This window comes from uncultured Mailhella sp. (assembly GCF_944324615.1).
Classification (GTDB): domain Bacteria; phylum Desulfobacterota; class Desulfovibrionia; order Desulfovibrionales; family Desulfovibrionaceae; genus Mailhella.
In genome coordinates, this window is record NZ_CALUWY010000074.1 from 1 (window position 1) to 13542 (window position 13542).

General features: G+C 61.4%; 12 protein-coding genes. 10 read left to right on the plus strand and 2 right to left on the minus strand.

Features of this window, described 5'->3' with window-relative positions; genetic code table 11:
* Positions 1 to 809: 809 nt before the first annotated feature.
* Positions 810 to 1838 carry a glycerophosphodiester phosphodiesterase gene (glpQ, locus tag Q0K07_RS11580; protein WP_294559381.1) on the plus strand — a complete coding sequence of 343 codons (1029 nt, stop codon included), beginning with the start codon at positions 810 to 812 and terminating at the stop codon, positions 1836 to 1838.
* Positions 1839 to 2635: 797 nt separating this feature from the next.
* Here the strand turns inward: glpQ and Q0K07_RS11585 are convergent.
* Positions 2636 to 3508 carry an EamA family transporter gene (locus tag Q0K07_RS11585; protein WP_294559383.1) on the minus strand — a complete coding sequence of 291 codons (873 nt, stop codon included), beginning with the start codon at positions 3506 to 3508 and terminating at the stop codon, positions 2636 to 2638.
* A gap of 1 nt (position 3509) precedes the next feature.
* Positions 3510 to 5000 (minus strand): cation diffusion facilitator family transporter, encoded by a 1491-nt coding sequence (locus tag Q0K07_RS11590; RefSeq protein WP_294559385.1) that lies wholly within the window; start codon positions 4998 to 5000, stop codon positions 3510 to 3512.
* A gap of 306 nt (positions 5001 to 5306) precedes the next feature.
* Here Q0K07_RS11590 and Q0K07_RS11595 point away from each other — a divergent pair, with 306 nt between their 5' ends.
* From Q0K07_RS11595 to Q0K07_RS11635, 9 genes are all read left to right on the plus strand, one after another.
* A complete protein-coding gene (locus tag Q0K07_RS11595) occupies positions 5307 to 6059 on the plus strand; it encodes an SDR family oxidoreductase (RefSeq protein ID WP_294559387.1) in 753 nt (250 codons plus the stop codon).
* 169 nt (positions 6060 to 6228) lie between these two features.
* Positions 6229 to 6666, plus strand: coding sequence for a thioesterase family protein (locus Q0K07_RS11600; RefSeq protein WP_294559388.1), 438 nt, complete (start codon positions 6229 to 6231; stop codon positions 6664 to 6666).
* A 206-nt stretch (positions 6667 to 6872) separates the two neighbouring features.
* On the plus strand, positions 6873 to 7613 hold the full coding sequence (locus tag Q0K07_RS11605; RefSeq protein ID WP_294559390.1) for an ABC transporter substrate-binding protein: 741 nt from the start codon (positions 6873 to 6875) through the stop codon (positions 7611 to 7613).
* Between the two features lie 113 nt (positions 7614 to 7726).
* Entirely contained in the window at positions 7727 to 8401 is a 675-nt protein-coding gene (locus Q0K07_RS11610) for an amino acid ABC transporter permease (protein WP_294559392.1), read from the plus strand.
* 13 nt (positions 8402 to 8414) lie between these two features.
* A complete protein-coding gene (locus Q0K07_RS11615; protein WP_294559394.1) occupies positions 8415 to 9200 on the plus strand; it encodes an amino acid ABC transporter ATP-binding protein in 786 nt (261 codons plus the stop codon).
* Between the two features lie 2 nt (positions 9201 to 9202).
* A complete protein-coding gene (locus Q0K07_RS11620; protein WP_294559396.1) occupies positions 9203 to 9892 on the plus strand; it encodes an amino acid ABC transporter permease in 690 nt (229 codons plus the stop codon).
* Positions 9893 to 9982: 90 nt separating this feature from the next.
* Entirely contained in the window at positions 9983 to 11800 is a 1818-nt protein-coding gene (lepA, locus tag Q0K07_RS11625; protein ID WP_294559398.1) for a translation elongation factor 4, read from the plus strand.
* Between the two features lie 300 nt (positions 11801 to 12100).
* Complete coding sequence (locus Q0K07_RS11630) at positions 12101 to 12673, plus strand: GNAT family N-acetyltransferase (protein ID WP_294559400.1); 573 nt, start codon at positions 12101 to 12103, stop codon at positions 12671 to 12673.
* 5 nt (positions 12674 to 12678) lie between these two features.
* Complete coding sequence (locus Q0K07_RS11635) at positions 12679 to 12897, plus strand: hypothetical protein (RefSeq protein ID WP_294559402.1); 219 nt, start codon at positions 12679 to 12681, stop codon at positions 12895 to 12897.
* The last annotated feature ends 645 nt before the right edge of the window (positions 12898 to 13542 follow it).

Genomic DNA, 13542 nt, shown 5'->3' on the forward strand with positions numbered 1-13542 from the left:
CGCTCACGCAGGCCGACTGTTTTCCGCCTGCGCGGAAAACAGTGATAAAGGAAAGGATGAAAAGATAGGGGGGCGTTGTTTGCGGCCCCCTTGCCTTATTCGGCGCTCATCTTCGGAAAAAACATGTCGCAACGCCGGATGTTTCCTGTCTGTGCTGGAGAAATGGCGTTTCAATGCCGGGACAGACCTCTGCCGGTAAAGCACGGCCTTGTTTCAACGCGCCGTTTTTCTTCGTGTATAAGCGATAACCGTGTCTCAACGCCGGGCATGGCTCTGTCGACGACGCAGAGCCTTAAGCAAGGCTTTATTCTGCTTCTGTCTGTGAAGGATCTCCTTGTTCCAAGGTGCCGTTTTCCCCTTTCGTTTGCGAAAAATGCCCTGTTTCAACGCTCCGGGGCCCCCGGGCGCTTTCGGGCGCCCGGGCCGCCGGGCATACGCAGCCGGAATTCACTTCCGGCGTTAAACGCCATGCCCGGCGTGCAGGTTCCGCGCCGGGACCATATGTCCGGTGCGGACGGGCTTTTGTGGCAGCCTGGCGCGTGCGCGGAAAAGGTGCGTTTCACTCCGCCTTTTCCGCAGTTTTTCTTTAAAAAAGTGCACTTCAGTGGAGGAAAGTCTCTTACGGATCGGCAATCGCTCTTTTTTATCTGCCAACCATGTATGACCGCTGCATAAAACAGGCCGGACGCAGTGTCGACATAAAAAAACATCCTTTCCGTATGGACGAAGGGACTTCTTTATGATACGGAAGGGGCAATCTCACAGCGCCCCGCGCGCGTTCTTTCGTCCCCTGTAACAGGAGTGAACACATGCGAAACGCCTTCCTTGTACCGGCTCTGGCCCTGGCCCTTCTGCTTCCTCTTTCCGCCTCCGCCGCCGACTATCGGCCCGACGTGGCGGCCCATCGCGGCGCCAGCGGCTACATGCCCGAACATACCCTGCCCGCGAAAGCCATGGCCTATGCCATGGGGGTGGACTATGTCGAGCAGGACGTGGTCATGACCAAAGACGGCAAGCTCATGGTCATGCACGACATTCTTGTGGACACCACCACCGATGTGGCGAAGAAATTTCCCGACCGTCATCGCCAGAACGGCCGTTACTATGCCTCCGACTTTACGTTCGACGAACTGCGCTCCCTGCGCGTGACCGAACGCTTCGACCCCAAGACCGGCAAGGCCGTGTTCCCCGGCCGTTTCCCCGATTCCCCCATTGCCTACCAGATTCCCAGCCTGGAAGAAGAATTTTATCAGGTGCAGGGCCTGAACAAGTCCACCGGCCGCAACGTGGGCGTGTATGTGGAAGTGAAGGAACCCGACTTCTTCATGGCTCAGGGGCTGGACATTCTGAAGGCCACCATCGATACGCTGACGAAGTTCGGCTATAATACCCCGGACAGCAAGGCCATTCTGCAGATTTTCGACTATGAGGCCGTGGTGCGTTCCCGTGAACTCGGCTGGAAGGGACAGCTTTGCATGCTCGTCACCGCAGGCGGCCAGGGAGCCAAGGACGACAAAGCCCGCCATGAATGGCTGACCACGCCCGAAGGCATCAAGGAAGTGGCCAAGTATGCCACCATCTACGCCCCCAACTTCAACCTGCTCGCCGTGCCCAATGCCGACGGCAAGGGCTATACCCTCTCCAAGCTCGGCGACCTCGCGCGGCAGAACGGCATGAAGCTCCATTCCTGGACGCTCCGCAAGGATTCCCTGCCCAAGGGCTTCAAGGACTTCAACGAAGTGCTGGACGTGTCCTTCAAGCAGCTCAAGGTGGACGGCATGTTCTCCGACTTCCCGGATCTGCTGGTGGAATACCTGAAGGCCAATAACATGCGCTGACATCTGAAAACGGCAGGTCGGGGGGCCCCGCCTCCCGCCTGCATGAACCATGAAGGCCGGTTCCTCTGGAACCGGCCTTTTTTCTTACCTGTGCCTGCCTGTTTATGCCGGTGGCCCGGCCTGACCTTGCCATTACCTGAGTACCACACCGCCTGCCTGCTCCGGATACGCTGTACTGAGTGCAGGGCTTGCTCGGTGGCTGTTTTCTTCAACGCCGGAAATACATCCCGGCTGGTCACAGCCCCGGCCCGGCCGCCTGAAGACGTCCGGGGGCCCCGGAGCGTTGAAACAGGGCCATGCTTCGCAAACAGAAGAAAAAACAGCGCGTTGAGACACGGCTTTCCTTCACACACAGAAGCACACCCCAACCATACGTTTCCCGAAAACGGGCGCAAAAGAAAGCAGCAGCCGCAAACAACGCCCCCCTGTCTTTTCATCCTTTCCTTTATCACTGTTTTCCGCGCAGGCGGAAAACAGTCGGCCTGCGTGAGCGGGTCCGGCAGGACACGCTCACACTGAGGATGCAGCCCGCACGCCGTCTTCCGGAACACTCTGCGCTCCGCCTTTCCTTCTTGCCCCACACCCGGCGCGGCTCCCAGACAACAGCAGCGAGTCGAAGGAGAGGCTTTGCCTTCCGGAAAGCCTCCGCCCTGCAAACTGAGGGGGTTCGGGGGGAATCATTCCCCCCGGAAAACTCTTTCTTCGGGGGTGCGGGGCGGCGCCCCGCGTGCCTTTCCTCTCTTTTCTGCGTTTCCTGCCTTTTCTCTCTTCCTCTCCCCTGGCTCTTCCGTTCCGGGTCAGTCCTGCCTTTTTCTGGTCACGATGAGGGAGGCGGCGACGACGAGGGCGATGGCGGCCCACTGGCGGGGGGTGAGGGCCTCACCGAGGAGGGCGAAGCCGAAGAGGGCTGCGGCGGCGGGTTCAAGGCTCATGAGCACGCCGTAGGCCTGAGGGGGAACGAGGCGGAGGGCGATGATTTCGAGTCCGTAGGGAAGCGCCGAGGCGGTGAGGCCGACGAAGAAGGCAAGGGGGAGCACCCCGGCCAGGAGTCCGGGCATGAAGGGTTCGATACCGCGCACGGCAACGGCCCAGGGCAACGCCGCGAGGGAGCCTGCAAGCATGCCCCAGGCAGCGGCGCTCACGCCCACGCCTCCGGCCCTGCGGCCGAAGACGATATATCCCGCCCAGCCGGCGGCGGCCCCCAGGGCAAAGAAGATGCCGGCAATGTCGATATCGCCTTCCAGACCATGCCGGGGCAGGATGAGCAGCATACCGGTCACGGCCATGCACACGCCTGCAAAGTCGGTCCAGCGGCGGGAGGAGCACACGGCAACGAGGAGCGGGCCGGAAAACTCCACGGCCACGGCGATGCCGAGGGGGAGCCTGGCAATGGCCTGATAGAAGCAGCCGTTCATGAAGGCCATGGCAAGGCCGTAGATGAGCACGTTTTTCCATTCCCGGCCGCGGGGCATGTGCCTCCACGGCCGGAGAACGGCGAAAAGAATGATGGTTGCGGTGACGAGGCGCAGCACCACGGCGACCTCGGGATCCACGGAGGCAAAGAGGAACTTGGCCGAAGCGGAACCGAGCTGTGTGGAGATAATGGACACCAGCAGCATGAGCACGCCGGTGCCCACCCCTGCGGAGGCGAAGAAGCCCTGCACGGCCATACTATTTTCCCGCCTCCGGTTCCACATGAATGACGATCTGGCCCAGTTCCGGGAGCCTTGCGCGGATATCCGCCTCAAGGCGGGAAGCGAGGCTGTGGCCTTCGCCCACCGTGGCCGCGCCGGAGCGGCAGTGGAAGGTGACGGAAGTGCCCTCCTCGCCGGTATGCACATGAAGATGATGCGCGTCATGCAGGGGGGAACCGGCAAGAGCCTCTTCCACCACGCGCGTGACCTTTTCAAGGCTCACCGGGGCGGAACCCTTGTTCCTGCCGCCGCGGGGCTCCATGTGGGAAACCACATAGGCCGCGCCCACGCGCTTTCTCAGATCGCTTTCATAGGCCGTCACCTTGGCATGAGCCTCGGCAAGGGGCATGTCGTCGGGCAGTTCGATGTGCACTTCCACATGCATGCCGTCATCCTGCACCACCAGACGGAGATTGTGGATCATGAGCATGTGTATGGCGGCCAGACGGTAGGAGGTGGCGTACAGATCGCGGCGGTTCTCCTCTTCCGGCTCCACATGCACCGTGGTTTCGGCATCGGGCAGCACACTGCGCACGATGTTTTCCAGCATGGTGCTCACCTCATGGGCGGTATCCACGCGGAAGCTGGAAGGAGCGGCCACCACAAGATCCACGAAATGCCGCGCCCCGCTTTCGCGCACACGCACACTGCGCGCCGCATAGGCGGGCGCTCCGGCGGCAAGGGCCGCGCGCACGCGGCGGGCCTCTTCGCCCATGCCGCCGTCCATGAGGGTAAGCACGGCGTTGCGCGCCATGTTCCAGCTCACCATGAGCACGATGGCGGCCACACCCAGAGCGGCCACGGCGTCGGCCCGGGTAAGCACGGCGAAAAGCACCGAATCGGGACTGACCCAGGCGGAGGCGGCCACGCAGGTCAGGCCTGCAAGGACCACGGCGGAAGACCAGATATCGGTGGTGAAGTGCATGGCGTCGGCTTCAAGGGCCTGAGACTTGTGCTCCCTGGCCACGCGGCGGAGCATGGCGGAACGGCTGATGTCCACGGCAAGGGAAATGACCACCACGCCGAAGGCCCACCAGGAAGGTTCCACCGGCCCGGCATGGAAGAAGAGCCGCTCCACGGCTTCCATGACGATCCACGCGCACGTCACCACAAGAAGCGCGGTTTCCGCAAGGGCGGCAAGACTTTCGGCCTTGCCGTGACCGTAGGGGTGCCTCTCGTCCGCAGGGCGGGCGGAAATGCGCACGGCAAGGCAGGTGATGCCTGCGGCCACGAAGTCCAGCGTGCTGTGAAGCGCCTCGGACAGAAGACCGAGGCTGTTGGTGGAAAGCCCGGCCACCAGCTTGATGATGGTCAGAAGCGCGGACCAGAGCACCGAGGAAAGCGCGGCCTTCTTTTTGGCGGCGTCGGCCAGAGCGGCCTGTTCCTCGGCAAGGCGCTCCTGCCTGCGCGCCTCCTCTTCAACACTTTCCGGGGCAGGGATTGCGGCGTCCTTGATATCGTCTTTCATGAAACGTACCTGCTTTTTCCGCCGCGCCGGGGGCATGGGTGAAAAAACCGTATGCGGGGCACGCCTTCGTGCCCCACCCATGCCGGAATGCCCGACGTTTCAGGCGGGCTTTTCGTTTTAATGAGGGGGGAAAGAGGAGTCAAGCCGCGCGCGTGTTGCCATGCCCGGCCAAAACGGCTATCCTTGCCCCGTTCCTTTTTCCGCGCAGGCGATTGCGCGCAAAAGGCCCGCGAAGCGGCCCGCCACGGGAATATCCGCGCCTTTTGCGCCGTTGCCCGCGCCCCTCTTACCGCAAGGAGTTTCCCCATGCCCAAGCATATCCTCATCACCGGCGCGACCTCCGGCTTCGGTCTCGCCACCGCGCGCCTTTTCGCTTCCGAAGGCTGGCTTGTTTCCGGCACCGGCCGCCGGGCCGACAGGCTGGAAGCCCTGCACAAGGAACTCGGCGACGCCTTCCTGCCCATTCCTCTGGACATGCGCGACAGGGAAGCCGTCATGAAAACCCTGGGCGATCTGCCCGGCGACCGGCATGACGTGGATGTGCTGCTCAACAACGCGGGCGCGGCCCTGGGCCTGGAACCTGCGCAGGAATGCAGCCTCGACGACTGGGACACCATGGTGGACACCAACATCAAGGGGCTGCTCTACGCCACGCGCGCGGTGCTGCCCGGCATGGTGGCCAGAAACAGCGGCCACATCGTCATGCTCGGTTCCATTGCGGGCAATTACCCCTATGCGGGCGGCAACGTGTACTGCGGTTCCAAGGCCTTTGTGAAGCAGTTCAGCCTTTCCCTGCGCGCCGACCTTCTGGGCACGAAGGTGCATGTCACCAATATCGAACCCGGCCTTGCGGAAAGCGAATTCTCCATTGTCCGCTTCCACGGGGACACGGCCAGAGCCGCAACCGTGTATGAGGGCACCAGCCCCATCACGCCCCAGGATATTGCGGAAACCGTGTTCTGGGTCACCCATCGCCCGGCGCACATCAACATCAACCGTGTGGAAATCATGCCCATCTGCCAGTGCCCCAGCGGGCCGCTGGTGAAGAAGGGCATGTAGGACAACAGGCACGCTCCGTGCCTGAGCAGGCCTCATGCCTGCCGGGAAAGCCCCCTTTCCCGCCGGATATTCCTTCAGGGCGCGGCCGGAAGGCTGCGCCCTGCGCCTTCAACACGCCCCGCCGCGCCCTGTGCCCGGCGGGGCGAAAAACGCTTTCAAGGATACGTTCATGGAAGAAACCTTTGCCGAAATCTGGCTCCCCCACTATGTTTCCTATGGCGAAACCGACGCCATGGGCGTAGTATATTATGCCGAATACATTCACTATTTCGAGCGCGCACGCGGCGCCATGTGCCGGGAGGCCGGCCTGGGCTACGGAAAGATCGAGGAATCGGGCTTCATGCTCCCCGTAAGGGAGGTGGAATGCCGCTACCGCTGCCCCGCGCATTACGACGAACTTCTGCAGATTCATGCGCGCATTGTGGAGTGGAGACGGGCTTCGGTGCGCTTCCAGTACGAAATCTACAACGAAGACCGCACGAAGGTGCTCTGCGAAGGCATGACGCTGCACGCCGTGGTCAACCGGGAAGGCCGCCCCGTGGCCGTGCCCGCCTGGATACGGGAAACGCTCTCCCGGCCGAGAAACGCGGAAAAGCAGGAAGGCTGATCCTGAAAAAACGCTTCCCTTCTTCCCCGCCCCGTGCGGAGGGAAGCGCCCCCTGCGGGGCATGATGGCCGGAACATGCGCGACATGCGCGCCGGAGTGCCGCCTTTGTCCGGCCCTGCCCCGGCTTTGTATTGCCTGTGCATGGTTTTTCCTGTATATTGCCTCGCAGGCAAAAACATCACCTTTCACTTTTCCGCGAGGCAGCTATGAAACGTCTTTCCTGCATCCTTGCCGCTTTCGCCGTGCTGTGCATGGCGGCCGGCGCCCAGGCGAAATCTTATGTCAACGGCATCGACGCCAACTATCCCCCGTTCGCCTACGTCGGCGAAGACGGCAAGCCCGCCGGCTTCGACGTGGATTCCATGGACTGGATCGCCAAGCACATGGGCTTTGAAATCACCCATCAGCCCATGGACTGGGACGGCATCATCCCCGCGCTCATGAACAAGAAGATCGACATGGTCTGCTCGGGCATGAGCATTTCCCCCGAGCGTGCGGCCGTGGTGGCCTTCTCCGAACCTTACTACACCATTCAGAAGGTCATTCTCGTGCCTGCCGACTCCACCCTTACGGCGGAACAGGCCATCAAGGGCAAGACCAAGCTCGGCGTTCAGCGCGGCACCAACGAACATGAGCTGCTGGAAACCAGAAAGGTGGAAGAAAAGCTGCAGTATGAACTGCGCTTCTATGATTCCGCGCCGCTTGCCGTGGAAGACCTTCTGAACGGACGCATTGAAGCCATCGCCATGGACAGCGCCCCCGCCAACGATGCCATCAACAAGGGCAAGGCCGTGAAGATCGTGGGCACCTTTGCCGACGACGACCTGTTCGGCGTGGCCATCCGCAAGGACGACAAGGAACTGCTCAACCTTGTGAACGAAGGCTACCGCAAGCTGAAGGCCGACCCGTACTGGAAGGAACTCCAGGCCAAGTACCTCACCAAGTAATACGCCCGCGTCAAGGAGGCCGGCGACGGCCTCCTTTTTCGCGCCTTTTTTCCGGCAGCGCGGCCGCCTTTTCAGGCCCGCGCTCCGGTCCCGTTTTTTCCCCAGGATACACAGTGCATATCCTATCCACCATCATCGAAGCTCTTCCCTATATTCTCGAAGGGACGCTGGTCACCATTGTTCTCGTCGCGGGCGCGCTTTCGCTGGGCTTCTGCCTCGGCGTGCCCATGGCGGTGGCGCAGGTGTACGCCCCACGGCCCGCCGCCATGCTGGTGGGCTTTTATGTGTGGTTCTTCCGCGGCGTTCCCGTGCTTCTGCTGCTTTTTCTCTTCTATTACGGCCTGTTCGGCCTCATCGGGCTGGATGTGGGCACCATCGGCGCCTCGTGCATCGTGCTCGGCATGACCAGCGCGGCCTATCAGTCCCAGATTTTCCGGGGATCCATTCTTTCCCTGTCCGCAGGCCAGCTCAAGGCGGGCAAGGCCCTCGGCATGACCAACGGGCAGACCATCATCCACGTCATTCTGCCCCAGGCTCTCAGGCTTTCCATTCCCGGCTGGTCCAACGAATATTCCATTCTGCTCAAGGACTCGGCCATGTGCTTTGCCCTGGGCACGCCGGAAATCATGGCCCGCACCCATTTCGTGGCCTCGCGCACCTATGAGCATCTGCCGCTCTACATCACCGCCGGCCTCATTTACTTTGCCATCACCATGGCGGGCGTGACCATGCTCCGCCGCCTTGAACAAAAAGCCCGCATCCCCGGTTACAACAGCGCCGGCATGTAATGTGGAACCCATCATGAACGCCCCTCAGAACGACACCCCCATTCTCCGCGCGGAACACTTCTCCAAATATCTCACCGGCCGCAAGATTCTCGACGACTGCTCCATCAGCATGCGCCCCGGCGACGTGAAGGTGCTCATCGGCCCTTCCGGCGCGGGCAAGAGCACCTTTCTGCAGTGCATCAACTGCCTTCTTGAACCGGACGAGGGGGAAATATGGCTCGGGGAACGCCGGGTCGACTTCAAAAACACCAGGGAACTTTACGACCTGCGCCAGCACGTCGGCATGATCTTTCAGGATTTCAAACTGTTCGACCATCTTTCGGCGGAAAACAACGTGGCCCTTGCGCTGCGCAAGGTGCGCGGCCTGAGCAAGGCCGAAGCCCTGAAGCGCGCCCATGAGGAACTCGCCCGCGTGGGCCTTGAAGACAAGGCGAAGCTCTACCCCGCCCAGCTTTCCGGCGGGCAGAAGCAGCGCGTGGCCATAGCCCGCGCCCTGGCCATGGATCCCACCATTCTGCTGCTGGACGAACCCACCTCCGCCCTGGACCCGGAACTGGTGGGCGAAGTGCTCACCGTCATACGCGACCTCGCGGCCCGCGGCATGCCCATGATCATGGTCACGCATCAGATGGAATTCGCCCGCGCCGTGGCCACGGAGATTCTCTTCATGGAAGCGGGGCACGTCATCGAACAGGGCTCTCCGGAAGAGCTTCTCGCCCCGGGTGCACAGACCCGCACGCAGGATTTCTGCACCCGCCTCTATGAGCTCTGCGGCGAAACCCCGGTGGAAGAAGGCTGATCATGCTGGACTTTCTCGACATCAATTTCCTCACCGGCCGCGTCATGCCCTACCTCGACAGGGGGCTTGTCATGAGCCTTCAGCTCATCATTCCCGCGGCCCTCATCGGGGGCTTCATCGGCGTGGTCATGGGTGTCATGCGCGTGTTCGGCACGCCGTGGATGCGCCGCGGCACCGACGCCGTGGTCGCCGTCATCCGCGGGGTTCCGCTCACGGTGCAGCTCATGGTGCTCTACTTCGGCCTGCCCAGCGTGCCGGGGCTCAAGATCTACCTTTCCCCCTACGCGGCGGCGCTCATCGGCTTCATCGTGTGCACGGCCTCGTATCAGTCGGAATATGTGCGCGGCGCGCTGCTTTCCATCCGTCAGGGGCAGATACGGGCCGCGCAGGCCCTCGGCATGACGCGCTGGCAGACCATTCTTTCCGTGGTGGTGCCGCAGGCCGTGCGACGCGCCCTGCCCGGCTGCGGCAACGAAATCATCTACCTTGTGAAGTATTCCTCCCTCGCCTACATCGTGACCTGCATAGAGCTCACCGGCGAAGCCAAGGTGCTCGTTTCCCGCACGTTCCGGCCCACGGAAGTGTACCTTGTGGCGGCATGTTACTACCTCGTCATGGTGAGCGCGGCAACGTACCTTCTGGCAAAGCTGGAAAAGAAGCTGGCCATTCCCGGCTTCGGCACACAGAAGTGACGCTCCGGCCCGGCCCTTGAGCTTCCCCGCCCCATGCGTTAACCTTTGTTTTTCACGGCAACGCGCCGAAACTTTCTACCCATCACACGCATGACCTCACTCGACCATATCCGCAACTTTTCCATCATCGCCCATATCGACCACGGCAAGTCCACCCTGGCCGACCGCATCCTCGAATACACCGGCGTGGTCAGCGCCCGCGAAGCCCGCGATCAGTACCTCGACAGGATGGATCTGGAACGTGAGCGCGGCATCACCATCAAGGCGCAGACGGTGCGCATCCCCTATACCGACAAGGACGGGGAAAAATACATCCTGAACCTCATCGACACCCCCGGCCATGTGGACTTCGGCTATGAGGTTTCGCGTTCCCTTGCCGCCTGCGACGGCGCGCTGCTCGTGGTGGACGCCACGCAGGGCGTGGAGGCGCAGACCCTTGCCAACGTGTACATGGCCCTCGACCATGACCACGAAATCATTCCCATTCTGAACAAGATAGACCTGCCGAGCGCCGACCCGGACCGCGTGCGCAAGGAAATAGAAGACAGCATCGGGCTGGACTGCACCGATTCCGTGGATGTTTCGGCCAAAACCGGCCTCAACATCGACAAGGTGCTCGACGCCATCGTGCACCGGCTCCCTGCGCCGCACGGCTCGCCCGAGGCGCCGCTCAAGGCCCTGATCTTCGATTCCTGGTACGACAGCTATCAGGGCGTGGTGGTGCTTTTCCGCATCATGGACGGCACGCTGAAGCTCGGCGACGTGATCCACCTCATGGCGGGCAACCGCGATTATGAAGTGGTGCGCCTCGGCGTGTTCTCGCCCAACGCCATCGACGTGGACACCCTGAGCGCCGGGGAAGTGGGCTTTCTGTGCGCCAACATCAAGGAACTCGGCCATGCCCGCGTGGGCGATACCATCACTCTGCGCGACAACCCGGCCGACGATCCCGTGCCCGGCTTCAAGGAAGTGAAGCCCATGGTGTTCTGCGGCCTCTACCCCACCGACGCCGCCGACTACGAAAACCTGAAAAACGCGCTGGAAAAGCTGCAGCTCAACGACGCGGCCTTCTCCTATGAGCCGGAAACCTCCACCGCCCTGGGCTTCGGCTTCCGCTGCGGCTTCCTCGGCCTGCTGCACATGGAAATCATTCAGGAAAGGCTGGAGCGGGAATTTCAGGTGGAACTCATCGCCACGGCCCCTTCCGTCATCTACAAGGTGGACACCACCGACGGGAAAACCCTCACCATCGACAACCCGGCCAAATTCCCCGACGGTTCCAAGATCAAGGCGCTCTACGAACCCTATGTGCGCATGGATATCCATGTTCCCACCGAATATGTGGGCAACGTGCTCAAGCTCTGTGAGGAAAAGCGCGGCATTCAGAAGAACCTCGGCTTCATCACCACCAACCGTGCCGTGATCACCTACGAAATGCCCTTCGCGGAAATCGTGTTCGACTTCTTCGACAAGCTCAAGTCCGGCACGCGCGGCTATGCCTCCATGGACTATACGCCCATCGACTACCGGGAATCCTCCCTGGTCAAGCTCGATATCCTGCTGAACGGCGCTCCCGTGGACGCCCTCGCCGTCATCGTGCACAAGGACAACGCCTACCCCTACGGCCGCGCCCTCGCCCTCAAGCTCAAGCGCACCATTCCCCGGCAGATGTTCGAAGTCGCCATACAGGCCGCCATCGGCAACAAGGTCATCGCGCGTGAAACCGTTTCCGCCTACCGCAAGGACGTGCTCGCCAAGTGCTACGGCGGCGATATCACCCGTAAGAGAAAACTCCTCGAAAAGCAGAAGGAAGGCAAAAAGCGCATGAAGCGCATGGGCAACGTGGAACTGCCCCAGGAAGCCTTCCTCGCCGCCCTCAAAGTCGGCGACGACGGCACCGGCAAGTAGGAAAGAGGAAGGAAGAATATGGAACTCGGGGGAAGGGGGGAACCTTTTTGAAAAAAGGCTTCCCCCCTTCCCCCGATCCCCTTTCCCCCTTCCCAAAACTTTTCTTTTGCCATGGGGAGCAGAACCTGCGCCCGTCCGCGCAGGATATGCCGTAACGGTGAGGAGTATCGCTCAGACATGCCCCGCTGCAAGGGCCGCCGGTCGCCGGAGAAGATGCGTTCCCCGGCAGAATGAGGCGGCGCCCCGTGTGCCTTTCCTGTTTTTTCCGCCCTTTTTGCCTTGTACTCATGAGGAAGCACCATGGAAGAGATACGCACGGCCTGCGAGGCCGACATTCCGGCCATGCTGGACATTTATGCGCCCTATGTACGGGAAACGGCTATAAGCTTTGAATACGAAGTGCCTTCGGAAGAAGAGTTCACGGCAAGGCTCCGGCACACGCTCGCCCGCTACCCCTGGCTTGCGGCGGAAAAGGAAGGCCGCATTCTCGGCTATGCCTATGCCTCGGCGTTTCATCCCCGCAAGGCCTATCAGTGGTGTGCGGAGGCCTCCATTTATGTTGCCCGGGATGCCCGGGGCCACGGACTCGGGGCAAAGCTCTATGCCGCGCTGGAAGAAATTCTGAAGCGGCAGAACATGCTTGTGCTCTATGCCTGCATTGCCAGCCCGCCGGAGGAAGATGAACACCTCACCCGCGCAAGTCTGCGCTTCCATGCCCGCATGGGCTTTCATACGGTGGGGGAATTTCCCCGCTGCGGCTACAAGTTCAACCGCTGGTACGACATGGTATGGATGGAAAAGCGCCTGGCCGAAGCGGCCGAACCGCCCCTGCCGCTGATTCCCTTTGCCGAACTTTCCGGGAAAGCGTCATGAAAAACATGGCTTCCGCCTTTTGCCTTGCGGCATGCGTTCTCTGCGCACCTCTGCCCTGCCCGGCGGGAAACCTGTACTGCGACGATTACGGCAACTGCACCGGCACGACGGATGAAGGGGAACCGATACGCCTTTATACCGACGACTACGGCAATACCACGGGCTTCATCGGAGATGACCCTTACCGTTCCCACACGGATTCCTTCGGTTCCACCCTCTGGTAACGGGGGATAAAAACCGCCCTTCCGCGCTGGACACACTGTACAGAGCACAGAGCTTGCACGACTCGGGCCTTGCTTACGCCGCGAGTGAATCGCGGCTGCGCGGCCACACCATCGCCCGGGTACCACAAACGCCCGTCTGTTCTGGACACACTGTACGGGAGGCGAGACTTGCACGCCGGGCATGGCGTTTAACGCCGGAAATGAATTCCGGCTACTTATGCCCGGCGGCCCGGGCGCTCGAAAGCGCCCGGGGGCCCCAGAGCGTTGATACAAGGCCCACCTTCGCAAACAAAAGAAAAACAGAGCGTTGAACAAGGCTTTCCTTCACACACAGAAGCAACATAGCGCCTTAATAAAGCATGTTCTTTTGCAGGCGGAAGCCTTACCACGCTTTGAACAAGGCTTTATTCTCCGCAAACAGAAGCACGCCCGAGCCATACTTTTCCGAAGACGGGCGCAGAAGAAAGCAGAAGCCCGCAGACAACGCCCCTTATCTTTTCATCCCTTCCTTTATCACTTTTTCCGGCAAAGGCCGGAAAACAGTCGACCTGCGTGAGCGGTGACCTTTCCCCGCCCGAGTGCCACAAACGCCCGTCTGCCCCGGACACACTGTACAGGGCACAAAGCTTGCACGACTCGGGCCTT